Genomic DNA, 22,342 nt, shown 5'->3' on the forward strand with positions numbered 1-22,342 from the left:
AGGGACGTCGGAAACATGCTATTTGGACTTGATGGCGTCGAGATCGGCCTGCTCATCGTATTCTTCTGCCTCTTCGGGGGCATTCTCTCCGGCTTCCCGGTGGCTTTTGCCATCGGCGGTGCCGGGATCATCTCCTTCGGGATCATCGCTGCGCTGGACAGCGCCGGCATCCTGATCCACCAGGCCATCGACACCTCGTCGCAGGCCTACCGGGATCTGGTGGGATCGGGCATCAGGCCCGATAAGATATCCGTTTTCCGCTACCCGGATTTGCCCAGGCTGGCCGAACCGGTTTTCACCCAGGGCTGGGAAGTGGCGCTGGACCGCAACGTCTCCTTCATCGTCAACCGGATGAATGAGCGGGTTTTGGCGGGAGCGTCGATTGAAACCCTGCTAGCGGTGCTGATGTTCGTTCTGATGGGTATCACGCTGGAACGCTCCAAGATCGCCAACGACCTGCTGACCACCATGGCGCGCGTCTTCGGGCCGCTGCCCGGCGGCCTGGCGGTGTCGATTGTTGTCGTGGGTGCGTTCCTGGCGGCTTCCACCGGCATCGTTGGCGCTACTGTGGTGACCATGGGCCTATTGGCCCTGCCCACCATGCTGCGCAACAATTACTCGCCAGAACTGGCAACCGGTGTGATTGCTGCTTCAGGCACCCTGGGCCAGATCATTCCGCCGTCCATCGTGATCGTTCTTCTTGGTACCCTGGCAGGCGACCTCTACTCCACTGCGCAGGAGACCCGCGCGATGGAGGCTGGCTGTTCCGACGCGCTCACATACCTGGGCGAGCCGGCGGTGGTCTCGGTCGGCACATTGTTCCAGGCGGCGCTGCTGCCGGGCATCCTGCTGGCGATCCTCTATGCCACCTACGCCTTCGGCTATGCGCTGCTGAACCCGCATAAGGCGCCTGCGGTGAACATTGAGGGCGGCACCGGTGAGGTGATCACCCGCAATGAAGGGCTGATCTGGTTCCTGGGCGTGCCTGCGGCTCTGATCGGCGGCGCGATCCTGCTGAACAGCTTCAACGTGATCGGCAGCCAGAACATTGTCGTGTCCACCTTCTCGGATGCTGGTGAAACAGCTTCGCTGCGCACCAATGTCGGCGCGGAATGCAAGGCGTCTATGATTGAGCTGCACGGGCAGGAAGCATGGGATGCAGCTGTCGAAGAGCAGAAGGCCATCAACGAGGCTGGCGGCGTGGCCCTGGCCAAGCGGCTGAGCGAAGAGGAAATCACCGCCGCCCGCGACGCCAAGATCGCGTCCGCCGCGCCGATCGGCACCGGCATCACCGTGATCATGGTTCTGCTGGGTCTGGTGCTGGCCTTTGGCCGCGGCGTGGCGCCGTCGCGCGACGCCAAGCCGCTGATCCTGGGTTCCATCGGCATCCTGCTGATTGCACTGGTGGATCTGTTGGCGATAGCGCCCACCACCTCTGCCGGGGTGACGGTGCTGTGGATCGCGCTGCCGCTGTTGCTGGCGCTCTACGGCTGCCGCGAGGCCGCGGCCCGCTGCGCCAAAAACGATCTGATCCGGGTGGTATTCCCGCCGCTGGTGCTGATCGTTGCGGTGCTTGGGTCGATCCTGGGCGGCATCACCAACCCGACGCCCGCTGCGGCGCTGGGGGCAGGCGGTGCCATTATGCTGGCGGCCTACCGCAAGCTGCAGGATGAGGGCAAATCGGGCAAGATCATCATCTGGTCGACCTTTGCCGTCATGCTGTGCATCCTGATCGGCATGAACTTCGACCTGCGCGTCAACCAGGGCGGTGTCTCAGTCGAGAGCTGGATCGCCTTTTTTGCAGCCTATGCGATGTATCTCTATGCGCTGTTCGGCCTGCTCTATGGCTGCTGGGTTCTGTTCCGCTCCGGCGTGCTGACCCCGGTGGTGCGGGAAACCGCCAAGGTGACCTCCATGGTCTTCACCATCCTGATCGGCTCTCAACTCTTGAACCTGGTGGTGATCTCCTTTGGCGGCGAACACTACATCCAGCAGTTCCTGAAGAGCTTCGACAACGAGATGACGGTCTTCCTGATCGTGATGCTGGTCTTGTTCTTCCTGGGCTTCGTGCTGGACTTCCTGGAGATCATCTACATCGTGATCCCGATCGTCGGTCCGGTGATCTACGGCGGCTCGTTCGACCCCAAGTGGGTGACCATTATGGTGGCGGTGAACCTGCAGACGTCGTTCCTGACACCACCCTTCGGCTTTGCGCTGTTCTACCTGCGCGGGGTGGCGCCGAAAGAGGTTACAACGGCCCATATCTACCGCGGGATCGTGCCTTTCGTGCTGATCCAGGTGGTGGGCATCGGAATCCTGTGGATGTTCCCGTCGATCGTGACCATCGTACCGGCGCTGATCCCGAACTGATCCGGGCGGCAGGCAAGAAACGGAAAAGGGGCCCCGAGCGGGCCCCTTTTGCATGTTCGGAACGGGCAGGGGCGCTGCCCCCCTCTGCGCGCGCGGCGCGCATTCACCCCGGAGTATTTGCGGAAAGATGAAAAAGGAGGCAGCACGGGGCCTCAGGAGAACTGGATCAGGTCCCAGCGGTTGCCGAAGGGATCGCGCCACACGGCGACGGTGCCATAGGGCTCATGCCGCGGCTCTTCCTCGAAGATCACCCCCTTGGCCAGCATCGCGGCATGGTCGCGGGCAAAATCATCCGTCGCCAGGAACAGCCCGACGCGGCCGCCGAACTGGTTGCCGATCACGGCCTCCTGCTCAGCCCCTTCAGCGCGGGCCAAAATCAGGCTTCCCTGTTCGGCCCCAGGCGGCAGGATGCGGACCCAGCGCTTGCGGCCCTGGTCAATATCCTCTGCCAGCTGCCAGCCCAGCTGGGTGCAGTAAAAGGCGATGGCGGCGTCGTAATCCGCCACCACCAGCGAAACGGCATGGAGGAATTGCATCAGCGTTTCTTGTGAATCGGCTGTTCAGGCAGCTGGATATTTGCAACCTGCTCGGCAATCGGATCGGTCGACAGCGGGTGGCTGGCCGTCTCGAACTGCGTCGGGTCACTCATCTTTTTCCATTCGCTCTGGTGATAGATCTCCAGACCGGAGAACTTGGCCTTGTAGCCCATCTTCTGGCTGCCGGGCACCCAGTAGCCCAAGTACACATAGGGCAGCCCCGCCTCCTGCGCGATCTTGATGTGATCCAGGATCATGAAGGTGCCGAGCGAGTCCTGAGGCCGGTCCGGGGCGTAGAAGGAATAGACCATGCTCAGCCCGTCCTCCAGCACATCGGTCAGCGACACCGCGGTCAGTTCGCTGCTGCCGGGTGCCGCATATTCCACCACCCGGCTGCGCACCGGGGTTTCCTCGATCATTGCGGCGTACTCAAAGACGTCCATATCAGCCATGCCGCCATCGGCGTGGCGGCTGTCAAGATAGCTGCGGAACAGGGCAAACTGATCCTCGGTCGCCCAGGGTGAGGTGGCGCGCCGTTCAAGATGCGCATTGCGCTTCAGGGTGCGCTTCTGGCTGCGGCTGGGGCTGAAGGCTGCAACGTCGATCCGGGCCGACAGGCAGGCCGAGCATTCCGAACAGGACGGCCGGTACAGCACATTCTGCGAGCGGCGGAACCCTTGCTGGCTGAGGCTGTTGTTCAGTTGATCCACCCCGTCGCCCTGCAGCGCGGTGAACAGCTTGCGCTCCATCCGGCCCTCCAGATAGGGGCAGGGCTGCGGCGCAGTCACATAGAACTGCGGGGCAATCGGAAGAGTATGGCGCATCGGAACCCGTCAGCAGTTTCGCGGAACAGGCGGAACAGATCGCCTGCGGTCCCAAGGATGATAGCAACGCGGTTCCGGTGCGCCAAGCGGTCTTGTGGAAAATGGTTTAACGCTGTCTTGCCGGTTTCATTCAAACCCGACGGTTCAGCATCACGGTGCCGAGGAAATGGTCGGTCAGGCCTTGGCCGCGCGTGGAGGTCAGCATCAGGATCACCGAGATCACCTGCAGCACCGGCAGCGCCAGCGACAGAGTGTAGCCCGCGGTGTGCAGCGCAGCCATGCCGCTGTCCATGCGGCGGCCTTCGCCGTCGCGCAGCTCTATACCCGCAAAACGCATGCCCCAGGTGGCGGACCCGTTGGCGATGGTCACGGTGCGGTAGGCAAAACCAACGGCCAGATACAGAAGCGGCCAGATGAAGAGCCCGGTGAAGGCGGTCAGCACCACGGCACCGGCGCTGAGTGCAAAAATCAGGATGCTGTCGACGATCCAGGCGATCAGCCGCTTGGCGGGAACAGACGCATAGAATTCTGCCTGGTAGTCAGGATCGGGCAGGGCGGTCATACATGGGTCCTTTGCTGAATGGTCACTAGGAAGCCCCGCCCAGACGGGTGGGCGGGGCAGCCGGAGGGGGCTTGGATCAGTGGCGCTTGGGCTCGCCCCGGTCTTCATCCTCGTCCTCCAGGTCCTCGCTGGCGGCGGTGCGGGCGCGTTCGTCCATGAATTCGTCGAACTCTGCCTTGTCCTTGGCTTCGCGCAAGCGCTGCAGGAAGGCCTCAAAATCATGCTGTTCCTGTTCCAGGCGGCGCAGCGTGTCGGCCTTGTAGGCGTCAAAGGCGCTGTTGCCGGAGGGTTTCATCGCCGAGTAACCGTGACGTGCCCAGGACTTTCGGTGGCGGCAGGAGGATTTGCTGAACATGCGTTTGCTCCAGATCATGTAGAAGAGAAGGGCCAGGCCAACGGGCCAGAAAAACACGAAACCCAGGACCATGGCGGCGATCCAGGCGCCTTTGCCCTTGCTGTCCAGCCAGGCTTCGCTGCGGGAAAACCAGCCCTGTATCGGGGCGGCAGGGGCGGTCGGGGTGAAACTCGTCATCGGGGTCCTCCAGGTTTCGGTGAATGTAAATCCCTTTCACATGATTGCATATCGGAAGCCACCAGCGGGCTTTCAAGCCCTCATGTAAATCTTTTTCACATTTTTCGGAGGCAGAAGGCAGAGGCCTGCAATTGCTACAGTGAAGAGGGGCGCGACCCGGCCGCGCGCGCAAACATTGTTGGGGAAGATGCGCGGTTACACTCCGGTTGCGATACCAGGTCAAGGGAAACTGCGCCTAAGAAACTGCTGCTGGCGGAACCTGTCCAAAAACCGTCAGACCAATCCGGGCATCCCCAGGGAACAAAACACTCTTTACTTCGAAACGGCTCCGCAACGGGAGCATAACCGTAACGTTAACATTACCTTAAAATTCGATTTTAACCTATTCGGGTATTCCTGACCCAAGGTAAACCTATGCGGCAGCGCGGCAATTCACCCATTGACGGCATCCTGCCTGCGGAACAGTGTCGTTTCCATGACGACTGAGCTGACGATTTTCCGCATTCCCCGCCCTTACGATCCGGAGCTTGGCGCCGAGGCGCGCGCGCTGGTACCCGCGCTTTCAGGCGATTTGGCAGACCTGGTCGCCGGGGCCTGCGGGTCCAGCCCGTACCTGAAGGAGCTGACGGACCGGGAGGCAGGCTGGCTGCCACAGGCGCTGCACGATCCGGAAGCCGCAGTACAGCAGGTTTTTGCGGATTGCCGCGCGCTGGAAGCTGCGCAGCTGAAACCGGGGCTGCGCCAGGCCAAGCGGCGGCTGGCGCTGCTGACTGCGCTTTGCGACCTCTCGGGCGGCTGGAGCCTCGAGCAGGTAACCGGGGCGCTCACCGATTTCGGGGCGCTGTGTGCAGACGTTGCGATCAAGGCGGAGATTGCCAATCTGATCCGCCGCAAGAAGCTGCCCGGCCTCACGCAGGATGACGTGGAAACCGCCGGCGGCCTGAGTATCCTGGCCATGGGCAAGATGGGCGCGCATGAGCTGAACTACAGCTCCGACATCGACCTCATCTGCCTGTTCGACGAAACCCGCTTCGACCCGGATGATTTCTACGAGGCGCGCCAGGGCATGGTGCGCGCGACTAAGAACATGTGCGCCGCGCTCAGCGACCGCACGGGTGATGGCTATGTGTTCCGCACCGACCTGCGGCTGCGCCCGGACCCGGCGGTGACCCCCGTGTGCCTGGCGATGGAGGCGGCGGAACGCTATTACGAAAGCCTGGGCCGCACCTGGGAGCGCGCCGCCTATATCAAGGCGCGCCCCTGCGCCGGCGACATTGCGGCGGGGGAGCGGTTCCTGAATACCCTCCGCCCCTTCGTCTGGCGGCGGCACCTCGACTTTGCCGCGATCCAGGACGCCCACGACATCCGCCTGCGCATCCGCGAGAACAAGGGCACAGGCGGCGCCCTGAACGTGCCGGGCCACGATATGAAACTGGGCCGCGGCGGTATCCGCGAGATTGAGTTTTTCACTCAGACCCGCCAGCTGATCGCCGGCGGGCGCGACGAGGACCTGCGCCTGCGCGGCACCGTCGAGGGTCTGGCGGCACTGGCCGGCAAGGGCTGGGTGCCGCCCGAAGTGGCCGAAACTCTGACCGCCCACTACCGCGCCCATCGGGAAGTCGAGCACCGCATCCAGATGGTGCACGACGCCCAGACTCACCGGATGCCGAAATCCGAGGATGGCATTGCCCGTATTGCCTGCCTGATGGACCGCGACCCGGCGGAACTGCAGTCCGAAACCAGGACACGGCTGGAAGAGGTGCATGAGCTGACCGAGGGCTTTTTCTCCCCCGGTGCGGCGCCTCAACCGCCTGCTGTCATACCGGAAGATACCGCGGAACTGGACGGCGCCATTATCGCCCGCTGGCCGACTTATCCGGCGCTGCGCTCCTCACGCGGTGCGCGCATCTTTGAAAGCCTGAAGCCGGAACTTCTGTCCCGCGTTGCCAAGACCGCCAAGCCCGCTGAAACCCTGCTGGCGCTGGACGGATTTCTGGCCGGGCTGCCTGCCGGTGTGCAGCTGTTCTCGCTGTTCGGGGCAAATCCGCAGCTCATTGACCTGCTGATCGACATCGCCGGCACGTCGCGTGATCTGGCCTCCTTCCTGTCGCGCAACTCCGGCGTTTTTGACGCGGTGATCGGCGGCTCCTTCTTTGACCCTTGGCCGGGCGCAGAGAGGCTGCAGTCAGAGCTAAGGACGCGGCTGGAGCAGGAAGACGATTATGAAACCCGGCTCGACGCCACCCGGCGCTGGTGCAAGGAATGGCACTTCCGCATCGGCGTGCATCATCTGCGCGGGCTGATCGATGGCCAGCAGGCAGGCGCCCAGTATGCCGAGCTGGCAGAGGTGGTGATTGCAGGCATCGCACCGGAAGTGCTGGCGCATTTCTCCAAAAAACACGGTCCCCAGCCGGGCCGTGGCGCCGCCGTGCTGGCGATGGGCTCGATGGGGGCAGGGCAGATCAACTCGCAGTCCGACCTCGACCTGATCGTGATCTACGATCCCCAGGGCGTGGAGATGTCCGACGGCAAGCGCCCGCTGGCCACGCGACCCTATTTCGCGCGCCTCACGCAGGCCTTTGTCACCGCGCTGTCGGCACCGATGGCGCAGGGCCGCCTTTACGAGGTCGACATGCGCCTGCGTCCGTCGGGCACCCAGGGCCCCGTCGCGGTCAGCTTTGCAAGCTTCACTCAGTATCAGCAGAACGAAGCCTGGGTGTGGGAGCATCTGGCCCTGACCCGCGCCCGGACCATCGCCGGCGACCGCACCCTGACCACCGAAATAGAGGACTTCCGCACCAGCTTCCTGTCGGAACCGCGCGACAGCGGCAAGGTCCTGCGCGAAGTGGCGCAGATGCGCGAACGCCTCGCTGCGGCCAAGACTCCCGCTGGCGTCTGGGACGCCAAGAACGGGCCGGGGCGGATGATGGATATCGAATTGCTGTCACAGGCCGGCACGCTCACCTCCGCCTTCGCTGCCCGCGATGTGGCCTCCGGTCTTCGCGGCGCTGTCGCTGCCGGATGGCTGAATGACGCGGATGCAGAATACCTTGCTGATGGTTACCGTCTATTCTGGGCCGTGCAATGCGCAGCGCGGCTGCTCTCCGGCAAGGCTATTGATGCCGAAACCATGGGGGAGGGCGGGGCGCAGTTCCTCTGCCGCACCACCGGATTTGACCATCTGGAGGCGCTGGAACAGGAACTGCAAGACCGCTACAGCCGCTGCGCTGCGCTGATTGGCGAAACCTTGGAAAGGGAAGCGGCGGATGAAGAAGGGCAGCACTGAACAGGACCCGCGCGGTCTGATCTACGAGGCCTACCGGATCGAGGGCATCAGCGATTCCCAATGCCGCAGCATCTTCTTTGACTGGGCGCTGGGCATGGACGCTGCCCGCGACAGCCGCACGGATATTCAGGCGCTGCTGGATCTCTATGGCAATGCGCATCCGGAGCATCCAATGACCGCGGTGCTGCGTGACGGGCTGCAAGGTGCGGAAAAACCGCGCCGCCGCGGCGGCTGGCGCTCGCGCGAGCGCTAGGGCAGACGGCTACCAGAGGCTCAGTGTCTCAACAGACAGAATCGTGGGCAGGTGCCGGGCGATTTCCGACCAGCTTTCGCCCTCGTCAAAACTGGCAAAGACTGAGCCCGAGTTGGTTCCGAAATAGACGCCCGCCGCTGCATCGGTCGCCATCGCCTGGCGCAGCACGGTAAAGAAACACGCGCCCTGCGGCAGCCCGTCACGTTTGGCCTTCCAGGTCTCGCCGCCATCGGTGGACTTCCAAACCGCCGCCGAGGCATCCGGCGGAAACCGCCCGGCGGCATCACCGTTCAGCGGCAGCACCCAGATGGTATCCGGATCCTGCGGATGCACCGCAATGGGAAAACCGAAGGTGGAGGGCAGACCGGCGGTGATATCGCTCCAGGTGCGGCCGCCATCGGTGCTGCGGTAGGTGCCGTGATGGTTCTGCTGATAGAGCAGATCGCCCGGGCCGCGCTGCAAATTGTGCACGCAATGGCCGGTCTCGCCGTTGCGCGGTGCTGCCGGGTGATGATGTTCCGTGCAGAGCGTGTCGTTGGACAGGCGGTTGCGCCGCTCCCAGCTGTTGCCGCCATCCTCTGTGGCAAAGACCCCGGCGGCTGAGATGCCAAGCCACAGCTTGGCCGCATGGCCCGGATCGCTCAGCAACGTGTGCAAAACCAGCCCCGCCGCACCGGGGTTCCAGCTCTCGCGCGACGGATGGCCGTCGAGCGCCGCATTCCTTTCCCACGTTTTGCCGCCATCCCTGCTGGATAGAAGCGTGGCCGGATTGGTGCCTGCGTATAAAACCCCATGCGCGTGGTGCAGCGACCACACGGCCTTGAGATCCTCAAAAGGCACCTCCACTGGCTCCCAATTGAAAAACGCCGCTGTTTCCGGGTCCGAGGCCGCCCACTCATCAATCTGGCCATTGGACAGTTTGCTCAGCTCCCAGGCCTCGCCATCTGCAGAGCGCCAGACCCCGGCACCGGGCCAGTCGCCGCCGCCGCCCGCCCACACCATGCCGCTGTCCGGATCACCGATCACATGATTGATGCACCAGCCGTCGCAGTGCGGGCCGGAGACGCTCCAGCCCTTGCCGTCCGGTGTCAGAACAAAGGCGCCTTTTGTCGTGCCGATTAGAAGTCTTGCAGATAGAGTCATGGTAGCCTCCGGCCCTCAAGCATACCACAGCTTCGGGCCGCACCGAACCGGCAGCAGCGGCTGGGCGCACATCGGGTTTCTGCCTTGCTGATGCCGACAGTAAACGGAGCGTCAACATTCGTTAATTTTTCGCTAAATTGGACGTAAATTGTCCCAATTCTGCCCGGATTGACCGGCACCTTGCCATTGACCCCGCCCTCCGGACCCTCACCCGGCGGCGGCTTTATACGGCAAGGAGCTGACCCATGAAGATCATTCGCAGTCTTGCACTTGGTGCCCTCGGGCTGGCGGTTTCTGCCTGTGCACAGGTGGATCTGCCATCCCGGAACCTCCCGTTTGAGCCTATGCCCGACGCCGCAATCAGCGTGCCTGACGGGTATGAGACACTGCCGCAGGCGGACCCGGTTCCGGCTCTGCGCGTCAGCCGTGTTACCGTGTCGGTGCCGCGCAGTCTCAAGGTCTCGGAATCCAACAGCTATCTGCCCAAGGGCGACATCGTATGGCGCGAGGATCCTCATGGCGACCGCTACACACAGGTGCAGGCGATCGTGCAGGCCGCGATGGAACGCGGCACCACCACCATGAACGGCCCGATCAAGGCGCACCTCAGTGTCGAGGTGCAACGCTTCCACGCGCTGACGCAGAAGGCGCGCTATACCACTGGCGGCATTCACGCCATCACCTTCAAGATGCGGCTGACGGACCCGGCCACCGGCGCCCTGCTGCGGCCTGAAAAGGTGATCGAGGCTGACCTCAAGGCCTTTGGCGGCGCCCGCGCACTGGAAGCCATGGCGCGCGGCCAAACCCAGAAGGTCCGCATCACCGGCCATTTGTCCAACGTGATCCGCCAGGAGCTGATCAAACCCGGCAGCTACAAGAATCCCCGCCTGGGCCTGCTGCAGGCCCTGCAGTAACGCCGGCGCGACGAGCGAAAGTTCTGAGGAGAGGGGCCACGCGGCCCCTTTTCCTGTTCGGGGCTAAGGGATAAGAGAGCCCTATGACAGCCTCCTCCGATGCGCTCCAGCGCCCCCGCGTTAAAATGAAGCCCAAGTCCAACGCCCGCGCCATCCGGCACGGGTTTCCCTGGGTTTATGCCAATGAACTGGTGACCGACCGCCGCACCCGCAAGCTGGTTCCCGGCACCCTGGCGGTGCTGGAGGATGAGGCGCAGCGCCCGCTGGGGCTGGTCTCGGTCAATCCTGAAAGCAAGATCATCGCCCGGATGCTCGACCGCGACCCGGAGGCGGAAATTGACCAGGCGTGGTTCGCCGCTCGCCTCACCCGTGCGCTGGAGATGCGCCAACGGCTCTATGATGCGCCCTTCTACCGGCTGGTGCATGCCGAATCCGATGGCCTGCCCGGCGTGGTGATCGACCGCTTCGGCGCGGCTTGCGTGGTGCAGCCCAACGCCGCCTGGGCAGAAGCGCATCTGGATATGCTCACCGCTGCCCTCGCAGAAGTGACCGGCGCCGAAGTGATCCTGAAAAACGCCTCCGGCCGCACCCGCGGGCTGGAAGGTCTGGATGACGTGAACCAGACCCTGCTGGGCGCGGCCCCCGCCGCGCCGGTGCCGGTGCAGATGAACGGCGCCACCTATATGGCCGACCTCACTGGCGGCCAGAAAACCGGGCTGTTCTTTGATCAGCGCGAAAACCACGCCTTTGCCGCCCGCCTCACTGCGCCCGGCGCCAAGGTGCTGGATGTGTTTTCCCACGTCGGCGGCTTTGGCCTGGCGATGCTGGCAGGCGGGGCAGGGCAGGCCACTTGCGTCGACGGTTCCGCCGCCGCGCTGGAACTGGCCGCGCAGGGGGCCGAGGCCGGCGGTTTCAAGGACAAGTTCACTGCCCGCCAGGGCGATGCTTTCGACGTGCTGACGGCGCTGGGGCAGGAGGGCGAAACCTTCGACGTCGTCATCTGCGACCCGCCCGCTTTTGCACCCTCGAAACAGGCGCTTGAGGCCGGTCTGCGCGCCTATGAGCGCGTCGCCAAACTGGCAGCACCCTTGGTGAAACCCGGCGGCTATCTGGGCCTCTGTTCCTGCTCGCACGCCGCCGACCTCACCCGCTTTCGCAACGCCTCGGCCCGCGGCATCGGCAAGGGAGGCCGCCGGGCGGCGCTCATCCATACCGGATATGCAGGCCCCGACCACCCGCAATTGCCGCAGCTGGCCGAAAGCGGCTATCTGAAGGCCGTCTTCTTCCGGCTGGACTGACGCGGGTGAAGCTGCTCCTCGACACTTGCGTCCTGTATCCCACGGTGATGCGGGAGATGCTGCTGGGGGCGGCGCGCCTCGGCCATTTCACCCCGCTCTGGTCTGCCCGCATCCTGGGGGAGTGGGAGCGCGCGGCGCTTAAACTCGGCCCCGCAGGCGCGGCCCAGGCCAAGGCAGAGATTGCCCTGATCCGCGCGGGCTGGCCCAAGGCGGAGGTCGCTCCGGCACCAGGGGTTGAGGCGCGTCTCTGGCTGCCCGACAGCGCTGACACCCATGTGCTGGCCGCTGCCATAGCAGGCCACGCCGACGCCATCGTCACGGTCAATAACAAGGACTTCCCCCGCCACACCTTGGCAGAAGAGGGCCTGGACCGCCTCGGCCCCGACGAACTCCTTTACCGCTTCTGGCTGCAGGACAGCATCGGCATGGAGGCGCTGGGAACCCAGGTGCTGGCCGAAGCCAACCGGCTGTCCGGCGGCAGCTGGGAGATCCGCCCGCTCCTGAAAAAAGCCCGTCTGCCGCGGCTGGCCAAGGCGCTGGCGCGGTAACAGAACCACAGCCTGCAAATTTGCACGGCATTCTTCCAGCTTTCCGCTTGGCCGCTGCTGCGGTTCCCGTTTATCAAACGGAAAAGCCTGTTATTTAAAACATTTTTCAGGGACCAGAAATGCCAGCCAAACCTTGCCGCACCGCACTGCCCCCCCGTTCTCCGTCCCGTGCCCTCTCCGGACTGGCCATGGCGGCGGTGCTTGGGCTGTCCGCCTGCGCCAAGACGCCGGTGCCTTCTGTCCCTGCTCAGCCGGGCAAGTCGATCTCCGAAGCGCATGAGGCCGTCCGCCAGTGCGCTCCCGTTGCCCCCAAGGGCGGTAAGAATGCGGTTACCGGCAGTTATGTGGCCGGCGTGCTGTTGGGCGGGCTGATTATCGGCCCGGTGATCGTCGCCTCGAACGAGGATCACATCCGCGCCAACGGCGCCCGGCGCGCGGTGGACAAATGCCTGGAGGCACAAGGCTATACCCGCCGGGAAATGACGCCGGAGGAAGCGGCCTTCCTGAACGCGCTCTATGGATATCAGCGGCAGATTTTCCTGGATCACCTGGTGGCAGGCGGCACGCTCGAAGGGTTCAAGCAGGAATACGACGTTCAGTATCGCCGTTTCATCTTTTCTGAAATACTCCGGGGAGTTTGAGGGGCCGGCCCCTCAAATCCGCTGCGGCCTCAGCCCTTGGCCCATTTGTCTTCCAACCGCTCCAGCGCCGCGATGCGCTCTTCGGTTTTGGGGTGGCTCATCAGCCAGGCAGGCGCCATGCCGGCGCGTTGCTGGGTCAGTTCCTCAAGCTTCGCAAACAGGCTTTTCTGGGGTTCCAGGCCAATGCCCGCCTTGGTCAGCAGCGCCGCGGCGTATTCATCGGCCTCATACTCATCCCCGCGCGACAGCCGCGCCGCCAGCAGTCCGGTCAGCATCCCGGCAATCCACGGCCCGATAAAGGGGATATAGCGGCCCAGGATCATCATCAGCGCAGTGCGCAGCGCATTCTGGCCGGAGAAGTCGATCATCCGCTTCTTCGCGTGCCCCAGCGCCACATGGCCCAGCTCATGGGCAATGACGGAGGCCATCTCCTCGGCGCTGACATCACCGTTCTGGTACTTGCGGTAAAACCCGCGGGTGATGAAGATCCGCCCGTCCGGCGCTGCCAGCCCGTTCACCGGGTCGACCTCGTAGATATGCACCGGGATGCGGGCCACGTTCAGAGCCGCCGCCAGCCGGTCGGTCAGCTGCTTCAGCTTGGGGTCAGCCAGCTCGGTTGAGCGCTGGTCCAGCTCCCGGTGGGTGCGCCAGATCGAAATCCGGTACATCACAAGGCCATAGGCAACGGCCAGCAGTATGGGCAAGAGGCGCAGCATGCCTCAGATATGGGCCGGAACGGGCGGCAGCGCAAGGCGTGCCGCCCGCCCGAAGCTTCAGGACGCCAGCCAGTAGTACAGCGGCAGCCCAACCGTGATGTTGAACGGGAAGGTCACCCCCAGCGACAGCGTCAGGTAAATGCCCGATTCCGCCTTGGGCAGGGCGATCTTCATCGCCGCAGGCACCGCGATGTATGAGGCCGAGGCCGCCAGCACCATCAAGAGGAACAGGCTGCCGCTTCCCAGTCCGACCACCCAGCCCGCGCCATAGGCCAGCAGCGCGCCAATGACCGGCATCGCCGCACCAAAGACAAACAGCCCCGGCGACAGCATCTCCCGGTTCTTGATCAGGCTGCGGCCCGCCGACAGGCCCATGTCCAGCAGGAACAGGCACAGGATGCCGGTAAAAGGGGTGACGATGAAGGGGGCAATCAGCTCCATCCCCTTGCCGCCGGTGATCGCACCGATCGCAAAGGCACCCAAAAGCAGCACAACCGAGCCATTGGCCAGCAGCTCGCGCCAGAACCCTTCCGGCCGCTCGCCGTTGCTGCCGGTGCTATGTGCCAGCCACAGCGCCGACAGGATCGCAGGCACCTCCATCGCCGCGGCCACCGCCACCATGTAGCCGTCATAGACCACCCCGGTCAGCTCCAAGAGGCTGGTTGCGGTGACAAAGGTCACGATGGAGATCGAGCCGTAATGCCCGGCCACCGCCGCCGCGTTCAGCGGGTCGAGCCGGGTCAAGACCTTAAGCAGCGCAAAGGCAAGGAACGGCAGAAGGAACGACAGCGCCACCCCCGCCAGGATGGTGGCAAACAGATCCGGGCTCAGCCCGTGCTCGGCCAGGCTGGCGCCGCCCTTGAAGCCGATCGCCAGCAGCAGGTAAAGCGACATGAACTTGGCTGCGCCTTCGGGGATCGAAAGGTCGCTGCGGGCAAAGGCTGCAATCAGGCCAAGGGCAAAGAACAGGATCGTGGGCACCAGCAAACTGCTGGCCAGCGTTTCGAGGGCGGTGGGCATCTGTCTCTCCATTCCGTTTTTTGCCCTCATGAATTGCACTGCAGCATAGTTCCAATATATTGTTTCTAAGTTTCACATAGGATCAGGCTATATTATGCGCCCAACCCTGCGTCAGCTCGAGTACATTGTCGCCGTGGCCCGGCTCGGCCAGTTCGGCCTGGCCGCGGAGGCGCTGAACGTCAGCCAGCCCAGCCTTTCGGCGCAGATTTCCGCGGTGGAGGAGGATCTGGGCACCCGGCTGTTCAAACGCGGCCGCGCCGGCGCCCAGCCCACCGCAATGGGGGCAGAGGTGATCCGCCGGTCGCAGCGGATACTGGGAGAGGTCGACGACCTGCGTGCGGCCGTTACCGGCGGCGTGCCGTTCGGCGGGCGGCTGCGGCTGGGGGTCTTGCCCTCGATCGGACCCTATCTGCTGCCCAAAGCGGTCAGCGCCATCCACCGCACCCAGCCCAGCCTGCGTGTCATCGTGCGCGAGGAAAACACCCGCGACCTGGAGCAGGGGCTGAAGGCGGGACGCTTCGACATGATCATCTCCACGCCGGAGGATCACCCCAACACCCACCAAGTCAGGCTGTTCAACGAACGCCTGTGGATCGCTGCCGCACTGGACGATCCGCTGGCGGAGCAGGCTGGTCCTGTTGATGGCAAGTCCCTGCGGGGTCGCAATTTTCTGACCCTGGACAGCGGCCACCGGCTGTCGCGTATCGTTTATGCGCTGGCCTCGGGTTTTGGCGGGGTGGTGGCCGACGACTACGAGGGCACCAGCCTCGATTCGATCCGCCTGATGGCGGCCTCCGGCGCGGGCATTGCGGTGCTGCCGGAGCTTTACACCCTGCGCCAGCCGAAGGGCCACAGCGAGGTGATCTTCCGCCCGCTGGCGGCCGAAGGCGCCAGCCGCGACATCGCGCTGCTGCAGCGGGCAGGGGAGGAAAGCCAGGCCGGCACCGGCTTCGTCAGCGCCGCGCTGCTGGATGTGGCCCGCGAATTTGGCCTCAGCACTGGCGCAGCGGAGCCTGCCGCCAGCCCTGACGTCCAGTGATAGCAGCCATGCAAAAACCGCACTCGCTGCACCGCCCCGCATCCAGTATGGGGTGCGTTCCCAAAGACACCAGATAACAACGGCTTCCGGCACATGGCACCGCTCTCTCAGCTCCGCAATATCGCCGACACCGGCGAGACCCTGCACCGCAGCGGCTGTGCGCCCTACAAGATCGAGAAGTACCTGCAGTTCTATGCCCGCAAACAGGGCATCAACGTGATCGTGCAGGCGACCCCCACCTCTATTTCCTGCCAGTTCCCGGACGAGGACAACCAGTTCATCATCCGCCGGCTGGAGCCCGCCCAGATCAACCTCAGCCTGCTGGCGCGCACCATCATCCGCATCAACGCGGTTGAGGACCCGGGGATCGAGGAGCCGGGCCGCTATCCCGGCTGGCTGATCATGCTGGCCAATATCGCCATCCCGCCCGCCTTCCTGACCCTGATCGGCAGCGCACTGACCACCATTGCCCTGTCAGCGGTGCTCGGCTTGCTGGTCTGGCTCTGCCAGCTGTTCTGCCGCGGCGACCGGGTAATCCTGGTGGAGTTCCTGTCGGCGCTGGTCGCGGGCCTCACCGTGTCGCTGGTCAGCAGCATGGGGGTGGAGGTGCCGGTCTGGGGCACTTGCATCGCCGCCATTGTGCTGTTCGTGCCGGGGCTGTCGATTGCCAACTCCTTGGAATGCCTTGCCTTCAACGACGTGATTTCCGGCTCCAGCCTGTTTGCACAGTCGATCTTTGTGCTGATGAAGCTGTTTATCGGCATCTACATCGGCGTCAGTATCGGTGCGGCGCTGTGGGGAACAACGCCCCAGGTGGCGAACGTGAACGAAGTCCTGTGGTGGATGCCCTTTCTGGCGCTGCCGGCGCTGTCGTTCTCAATCGGGGTGATCTTCAACGCCCGGCTGGCCGACATCCTGCGGGCGCTGCCGGTCACCGTGCTGGGCATGTGGGGGCCGCTCTACCTGGGCTTCGGCGGCGGCTGGATCGTCGGCACCTGGGTCACCGCCATGTGCATCACCCTTTACGGCACCTGGCTCGCTAAGACGCTGAACCTGACCGGCGCCATCTACATCGTGCAGGGCATCCTCATTCTGGTTCCCGGCAGCCGGGTGCTGATGAGCGCCACCCAGTCGCTGTTCAACGAAACCCTGATGGCGGATGCCAGCATCGGCCTGTCGGCGCTTCTGATGTTCTCCGCCATCGTGGCGGGGCAGGTGACGGCACTGGCGCTTTATTCACAGAAGAACCGCAACCTCGCCAGCTAGGCGCTGCGCTCAGCCGCCGGCAGTTCCCATTCACCGCCAGTCAGGGGCGCGTCAGAGGCTGAGGGCCAGCCGCTGGCGGTCACCGCATCCTGCAGCGCAGCGTAACAGTCGGGATCGATGCCGGGGCCTGCCAAGTCATCCATGATGGCATAGGTCTTCTCCAGCGGCAGTGCCGCGCGGTAGGGGCGGTCGGCGGTCAGCGCATCAAAGATATCGGCCACCGCCATCACCCGCATTTCCTGGGTCAGGCGGCTGGCGTCCAGGCCATAGGGGTAACCCTTGCCGTCCAGCCGCTCGTGATGCGCCGCGCTCACATCCGCCAATTCGCGGAAGGCATGTATCCGGCTCAGTACCTCATGTCCCAGCACCGGGTGCCGCTTCATCAGGGCAAATTCCTCGTCCGTCATCTTGCCGGGCTTGTCCAGAATGGTGTTGGAGATCCCCAGCTTGCCGATGTCATGCAACAGCGCCCCGCGCACCATCCAGCGGCGCCGTTCCGGCGTGTATCCCAGCTGGTCACAGATCATGCCGGTATAGCGCGCCACCCGCTGCGAATGGCCGTGGGTAAAGGGGCTCTTGGCGTCGATCACCAGCGAGAACGCGCGGGCGATCTCATCCAGGTACTCCTCGTCAACGGCATGGATGTGCTGCGCCTGCGGGGTGGCAAAGACTTCGGCCTCCAGCCCGGGGTCCTGCAGGTCAGGCAGGAACCGCGGCCGCCGGAGCACAGCGGTGAAGACCGGCACCAGATCCGGGTCGAACCAGCTGCCTGCGCGCCGCTCCAGCTCCTCCGCGGCGGCCTCCGCCCCCAGATCGGTGGCAAAGACATCCGCCACCTGCGCCATCAGCGCAATGCGCGCGAACAGCGGGATCGCCTCGCCCTTCAGGCCCAGCGGCTGACCGCCGCCGTCCCAATGCTCATCCAGGCAGGCGATACCCTCCGCCACATCCTCCGAGAACCGCATCTGCCGGGCAATCGCCGCACCGCGGTTGCAGCGGGTCTCAATCAGCTCTCCGGCAATTTCAGTGTTCTTTGCCAGCACTTGCTTCAGCGTCTTCAGCCGGGTCCAGGGCGCCGCATTGGCCGCAGTATTGCGCCAAAGGAACGCCAGCCCCTGGCGTACACCGCTGACGGTCTTGAAGCTGCGTTTGAAGGAAAGATCATCGGCCATATACAGCTGGCAGATGCGGGCGGCGTTGGAACTGCAGCCCAGATCCTTCATCAAGAGGGTGAAATAGAGATCGGAGCGCGCTTGCGGCGCCAGCCCCAGCTCTGCCGCCACCTGCATGCCGATCCAGCAGCAGCGCACGCAATGGCCCTTGGGCTGGCCTTCTGTCAGGTCCAGCGCATGGCTGAGCGCGCCCAGCAGTTCACCAAGCCGCAGGATGTCCTGCGGCGCGGCGGTGCCGGCCTGACCGGGACTGTAGGGAGAAGTGTAATGTGTCATGGGCCTTCTGCAGGGCAAGTGCGGAAGGCCCATGACAACACGGGCAGGGTTAACCTGCCCTGACCCGGCGCAGGATAGGGGTGGGGATTCTGCGCCGGATTTTCGTAAAATTTCCAGGGCCGCCGGATAGGCAGCCCCATGTTCTGATTTTGAGGGCCGCAGGAAGGCCGCCCTTGCCAGGATTTCCGGGGCGGGCAGCACCGCCCCAGGGGCCCCGGCCCTAGTTCACACCCAGTTTTCCCGGGAACTCTATGTTGATCTCCAGACTCGACAACTCGTCACCGCGCTCCATGCGGATGTCGATCGCCTCGTCGCCGATCTGCATGTGGCGGCGGATCACGTCCAGGATCTCGCGCTGCAATTGCGGCAGGCAGTCGGGGCGGGCGCCGCCGCTGCCGCTGCGCTCATGCGCCAGCAGGATCTGCAGCCGTTCCTTGGCGGTGCTGGCCGAGGCCTTGCGGGGGCGGAGGGAAAATCCGAACATTCTTACACCGCCCGCCGGAACAGCCGCTGCAGCAGCCCGCGGCGCGGGTCGGCGGCAATCCGCATCTCGATCTGCTCGCCGATCAGCCGGCCCACCGCATCCTCATATGCGGCCGCTGCCGCAGACGGATCATCCAGCACCACCGGCACGCCCAGGTTGGAGGCGCGCAGCACCGCCTTGCTTTCAGGAATGATTCCCAGCAGCGGCACCGCCAGAACTTCCAGCACGTCTTCCACCGTCATCATCTCGCCGCTGTCGACACGGGCCTTGTCATGGCGGGTGATCAGCACCTGCGCCTTCACCGGCTCGGCGCCGGTCTTGCCGGCCCGCTCGGTGATGCTGTTCAGGAGCCCCAGCACCCGGTCGCTGTCGCGAACCGAGGACACTTCGGGGTTGGTCACCACAATGGCCTCATCGGCGAAATGCATCGCCATCTGGGCGCCGCGCTCGATCCCTGCCGGGCTGTCGCAGATGATGTAGTCGAACTCCTTGCGCAGTTCATCCAGAACGGTCTCGACGCCCGCCTTGGTCAGCGCGTCCTTGTCGCGGGTTTGCGAGGTCGGCAGCACCGCCAGGTTCTCCAGGCGCCGGTCGCGGATCAGCGCCTGCTTCAGCTTGGCGTCGCCCTGAATGACATTGATGAAGTCGAACACCACCCGGCGCTCGCAGCCCATGATCATGTCCAGGTTGCGCAAGCCCACGTCGAAATCGATCACCACAGTCTTATGCCCGCGCCGCGCCAGCTCTGCGCCCACCGCCGCCGAGGTTGTGGTCTTGCCGACGCCGCCCTTGCCCGAGGTGACAACGATCACCTTGCCCAGCGGTTCTTCCAATGTCAGGTCCTTGCTCATTACAGTGCCTCCACACACAGCCGGCCATCGCGCAGGAAAACCTGTGCTGCGCGGTTCAATAGCTCCGGCTCCAAATTCTCGTTCGTCCGGTAAAGGCCCGCCACCGCCAGCAGCTCCGCGTCCAGCCGCTGGCAGAAGATGCGGGCGCTCTCATCGCCTTCGGCTCCGGCCATGGCGCGGCCCCGAAGCAGGCCGTAGACATGGATATTGCCGCGCGCGATCAGTTCCGCGCCGGAGCTGACGGGGCCAACCACCACCAGATCGCCGCCCTCGGCCACCACCGTCTGGCCGGAACGCACCGGCCGGGTGATCACTACATTTTCCGGCGGGCGCAGTTTCTTGGGGATTTCACGGCGGGTGCCGGGGCCAGTGTTCAGCGGCGCATCCTTGCCGCTGGCCAGCGTGATCAGCCCGGCGTCCTCTGCAGCAGCGGCCTGGGCGGGGGTGGCGTTCTGCACCCCGAACACCGCCAGGTCGCGGCTGCGCAGGCTGTCAGCCAGCGCCCGCAGTTCAGCAGGCCGGTTCAGCCCCGGCGCCTGCGCCAGATCCAGAATCAGCGGTGCACCGTCAAAGAAATGCGGGCTCCAGCGCAGCTGCGCGTCCAAGGCGGCATAAAACGCCTGATCCAGCGGCCCGTCCTCGGGGCGCAGGGCAACAGCAGTAAAATAGCGCCCGCGGATCTGGAACGGCTTCACGCTGGCGGCAGGCGCGCTGCCACGGGGTTTTATGTCTTGATGCGGCACGCTCACGCGATGCTCCTGCTCGGGGATTGGCGGGTTTTGCTGCCGCGCCTTTTTCTCTTGGGTAGCCCTTGCGGGATACGCCGTTCAACCATGGCAGGGCGGGTTCGGCGGACAAGCGCCTGCGCTGTGCCGGAGCGGCGGATTTCCGCAGGCGATCCATCTGCGGTTGAGCAGAAAAGGGTTGCCGTTCCCGCTGCCGCCAGCTGCCGCTGTCCGGGTCTACAGGGCCAGCGGTGAGGACCGGCCCGAGGTCTCCAGCTCCCAGCTGGCGGACCAGTCTGCGCCCCGGCGTTCCAGCACCAGATAGTTGCGCTCCGCCGCATACCGCCCGGCCTGACCGGGGATTCTGCGGATGCGGATCGGGTGGCCGGGCAGGGGCGCATCGCCCAGCCACGAGAGCAGCCCCAGCGCCTTCGCCCAGGCCTTGGGCGGTGCCCGGTGGGAAATGCCGGAGGCCACCAGCTGGTGCAAAACCTTGCCGCCGCCAAGCGCCATCTCGCCCCGTGCGGCCAGGTGGATCTCGCCGGAAACGGCCGTGACCTCGTGCCCTTCTTGCGCTGCCATGTCCCGCAGCATCCGCAGCATCCGCCGCCATGAGGCCCGGTGCGCCCGGCTTTGCCACTGGTCGCGCAGGTCGTCCTCGTATTTCTGCATCCGCGGGATCAGCACCATCAGGAATTCCAGCAGCGACAACCGCGGCCCCAGCAGCGGCACGCTGGACAGGATCAGGCTGCGCCCGGCAAAGCGTTTCTCTGCCGCTGCTTTCATCAACCGCCAGCCGCTCCGCGCCATCACCCGCCGCCGGCTGCGTTCGGAGCGCAGATCGGGCGCCAGCAGCCGCAGCCCCGGCGCTTCGATGCACCAGCCCAGATGGCTGCCTTCGGGATCGGCAAAACGGGCAGGCAGGTCCCCATCGCAGCAGCCGTGCTGAAACAGCAGCGCCGCCTCCCGTGCAGCGGAAAACAGCGTCTGGCCGACAGGGGAATAGGTGCGCGAACGGCGCAAGGACCCCCAGCCGTCGCAGATGTCATGATCGTCCCACTGCATCAGCGACGGCACTCGCGCTGCGATCCAGGCAAACTCCGGTGCGGTGTAGACTGCCAAGTAGCGCTGCAGGAAACGCTCGCGCAGGTGGTGCATCAGATTCGCCAGGTCCGCGCGCGCGGGATCGCGGGGAATGCGGTCCGGCCAATCTTGGCTCAAGGGATGGCCGTCTGTCACCTCATCCGCATAGACTTGGTCACCGCCATGCAGCAGCAGCGAGAAGGGGTGTTCCGCATGCTCCGCGCCCATCCGCGCCCACATGGCGTTGCGCTCGGCCCCGTCGCGGTCCAGGTCACCATGCTCCTCGCCGTTGCAGGCGGCATAGGCGATCCGCAGATCGCCGCCAAAACCGCCTGCCAGCTCATAGCGCGTGCCGTTCCACTGGTAGGCGGAAGGGCAGTCCGCCGGCAGGCTGAACCGCGCCCGCAGCACCGTACGGGTGCTGTACTCCGCCAGCGTTGCGGGCTGCGCTTCTCCGCGGTCCAGCTGAACAGGCGGCAGAGCCGCGCCTTTGGGCGCGATGAACAAGGCGGCCAGATGCATCCGGCCATCGCGCAGATCATCAAGGATCAGGATCGGGCCGGTTATTCGGCCTGTTGCCGGGCCTGTTATCGGGCCTGTTGTACGGGTGCTGCTGCTCATGCCGTCACAGCACCTAGGTGCGGGCGGCGGCGCAATCAACCGCTGGCGGCATGACTTTGTGGGGTCGTCCGGGTCTGCGGCAGAATTGCCGGTGGCGCTTCCTGGGCGGGTGTGGTCTGACTGCCCCCATATTGCCCAGCCGCCTCCGGCCCGCCCGAAGGCGCGGATTTTTCAGGAGATTT

At 64.7% G+C, this 22,342-nt stretch carries 21 protein-coding genes; 9 read left to right on the forward strand and 12 right to left on the reverse strand.

All coding sequences use genetic code 11. The features are described from left to right. Positions 1–15 precede the first annotated feature (15 nt). A complete protein-coding gene (locus RA25_RS05565; protein ID WP_039170638.1) occupies positions 16–2,370 on the forward strand; it encodes a TRAP transporter large permease in 2,355 nt (784 codons plus the stop codon). 152 nt (positions 2,371–2,522) lie between these two features. On the opposite strand, the gene RA25_RS05570 is transcribed toward RA25_RS05565, so the two are convergent. From RA25_RS05570 to RA25_RS05585, 4 genes are all read right to left on the reverse strand, one after another. After that, a complete protein-coding gene (locus RA25_RS05570) occupies positions 2,523–2,906 on the reverse strand; it encodes a VOC family protein (RefSeq protein ID WP_039145548.1) in 384 nt (127 codons plus the stop codon). Further along, positions 2,906–3,730, reverse strand: coding sequence for an arginyltransferase (locus RA25_RS05575; protein ID WP_039145549.1), 825 nt, complete (start codon positions 3,728–3,730; stop codon positions 2,906–2,908). The genes RA25_RS05570 and RA25_RS05575 overlap by 1 nt, the downstream gene beginning before the upstream one ends. Before the next feature lie 130 nt (positions 3,731–3,860). Beyond that, positions 3,861–4,292, reverse strand: a complete 432-nt coding sequence (locus tag RA25_RS05580) for an RDD family protein (protein ID WP_019296765.1) — start codon at positions 4,290–4,292, stop codon at positions 3,861–3,863. Between the two features lie 76 nt (positions 4,293–4,368). Continuing rightward, positions 4,369–4,824: a DUF2852 domain-containing protein gene (locus tag RA25_RS05585; protein ID WP_039170639.1), complete on the reverse strand. Its 456-nt coding sequence runs from the start codon at positions 4,822–4,824 to the stop codon at positions 4,369–4,371. Positions 4,825–5,299: 475 nt separating this feature from the next. Between RA25_RS05585 and RA25_RS05590 the strand changes: the two genes are divergently transcribed. Continuing rightward, the gene (locus tag RA25_RS05590) at positions 5,300–8,110 is read left to right on the forward strand and encodes a [protein-PII] uridylyltransferase family protein (RefSeq protein ID WP_039170640.1); all 2,811 of its coding nucleotides are present in this window, start codon (positions 5,300–5,302) and stop codon (positions 8,108–8,110) included. Then, positions 8,091–8,363, forward strand: coding sequence for a hypothetical protein (locus RA25_RS05595; RefSeq protein WP_039170641.1), 273 nt, complete (start codon positions 8,091–8,093; stop codon positions 8,361–8,363). Before RA25_RS05590 ends, RA25_RS05595 begins: the two co-directional genes overlap by 20 nt. 9 nt (positions 8,364–8,372) lie before the next feature. On the opposite strand, the gene RA25_RS05600 is transcribed toward RA25_RS05595, so the two are convergent. Then, the gene (locus RA25_RS05600; protein ID WP_039170642.1) at positions 8,373–9,506 is read right to left on the reverse strand and encodes a glycoside hydrolase; all 1,134 of its coding nucleotides are present in this window, start codon (positions 9,504–9,506) and stop codon (positions 8,373–8,375) included. A 245-nt stretch (positions 9,507–9,751) separates the two neighbouring features. Here RA25_RS05600 and RA25_RS05605 point away from each other — a divergent pair, with 245 nt between their 5' ends. From RA25_RS05605 to RA25_RS05620, 4 genes are all read left to right on the forward strand, one after another. After that, on the forward strand, positions 9,752–10,420 hold the full coding sequence (locus RA25_RS05605) for a DUF6778 family protein (protein WP_039170643.1): 669 nt from the start codon (positions 9,752–9,754) through the stop codon (positions 10,418–10,420). 83 nt (positions 10,421–10,503) lie between these two features. Continuing rightward, positions 10,504–11,718 (forward strand): RSP_2647 family RNA methyltransferase, encoded by a 1,215-nt coding sequence (locus tag RA25_RS05610; RefSeq protein ID WP_039170644.1) that lies wholly within the window; start codon positions 10,504–10,506, stop codon positions 11,716–11,718. A gap of 5 nt (positions 11,719–11,723) precedes the next feature. Beyond that, on the forward strand, positions 11,724–12,266 hold the full coding sequence (locus RA25_RS05615) for an RSP_2648 family PIN domain-containing protein (protein ID WP_039170645.1): 543 nt from the start codon (positions 11,724–11,726) through the stop codon (positions 12,264–12,266). Between the two features lie 119 nt (positions 12,267–12,385). Beyond that, positions 12,386–12,907 (forward strand): hypothetical protein, encoded by a 522-nt coding sequence (locus RA25_RS05620; RefSeq protein WP_241477366.1) that lies wholly within the window; start codon positions 12,386–12,388, stop codon positions 12,905–12,907. 29 nt (positions 12,908–12,936) lie between these two features. Here the strand turns inward: RA25_RS05620 and RA25_RS05625 are convergent, their stop codons facing one another. Continuing rightward, entirely contained in the window at positions 12,937–13,623 is a 687-nt protein-coding gene (locus tag RA25_RS05625) for a M48 family metallopeptidase (protein WP_039170646.1), read from the reverse strand. Between the two features lie 57 nt (positions 13,624–13,680). Beyond that, positions 13,681–14,643, reverse strand: coding sequence for a sodium-dependent bicarbonate transport family permease (locus tag RA25_RS05630; RefSeq protein WP_019296755.1), 963 nt, complete (start codon positions 14,641–14,643; stop codon positions 13,681–13,683). Positions 14,644–14,737: 94 nt separating this feature from the next. Between RA25_RS05630 and RA25_RS05635 the strand changes: the two genes are divergently transcribed. Then, the gene (locus RA25_RS05635) at positions 14,738–15,682 is read left to right on the forward strand and encodes a hydrogen peroxide-inducible genes activator (protein ID WP_052254170.1); all 945 of its coding nucleotides are present in this window, start codon (positions 14,738–14,740) and stop codon (positions 15,680–15,682) included. A 93-nt stretch (positions 15,683–15,775) separates the two neighbouring features. After that, positions 15,776–16,948, forward strand: coding sequence for a threonine/serine ThrE exporter family protein (locus RA25_RS05640; protein ID WP_039170647.1), 1,173 nt, complete (start codon positions 15,776–15,778; stop codon positions 16,946–16,948). Here RA25_RS05640 and RA25_RS05645 read toward each other — a convergent pair. From RA25_RS05645 to RA25_RS05665, 5 genes are all read right to left on the reverse strand, one after another. Beyond that, a complete protein-coding gene (locus tag RA25_RS05645) occupies positions 16,945–18,396 on the reverse strand; it encodes an HD-GYP domain-containing protein (RefSeq protein ID WP_039170648.1) in 1,452 nt (483 codons plus the stop codon). The genes RA25_RS05640 and RA25_RS05645 overlap by 4 nt on opposite strands. Before the next feature lie 220 nt (positions 18,397–18,616). Further along, positions 18,617–18,880 (reverse strand): cell division topological specificity factor MinE, encoded by a 264-nt coding sequence (gene minE, locus RA25_RS05650; protein WP_019296751.1) that lies wholly within the window; start codon positions 18,878–18,880, stop codon positions 18,617–18,619. A gap of 2 nt (positions 18,881–18,882) precedes the next feature. Beyond that, on the reverse strand, positions 18,883–19,731 hold the full coding sequence (gene minD / locus RA25_RS05655) for a septum site-determining protein MinD (RefSeq protein WP_039145567.1): 849 nt from the start codon (positions 19,729–19,731) through the stop codon (positions 18,883–18,885). Beyond that, a complete protein-coding gene (gene minC, locus RA25_RS05660) occupies positions 19,731–20,480 on the reverse strand; it encodes a septum site-determining protein MinC (RefSeq protein WP_039145568.1) in 750 nt (249 codons plus the stop codon). The genes minD and minC overlap by 1 nt, the downstream gene beginning before the upstream one ends. 213 nt (positions 20,481–20,693) lie before the next feature. Next, positions 20,694–22,160 carry an alkaline phosphatase D family protein gene (locus RA25_RS05665; protein ID WP_052254171.1) on the reverse strand — a complete coding sequence of 489 codons (1,467 nt, stop codon included), beginning with the start codon at positions 22,158–22,160 and terminating at the stop codon, positions 20,694–20,696. Positions 22,161–22,342 lie beyond the last annotated feature (182 nt).

Source organism: Leisingera sp. ANG-S5 (assembly GCF_000813925.1).
Classification (GTDB): domain Bacteria; phylum Pseudomonadota; class Alphaproteobacteria; order Rhodobacterales; family Rhodobacteraceae; genus Leisingera.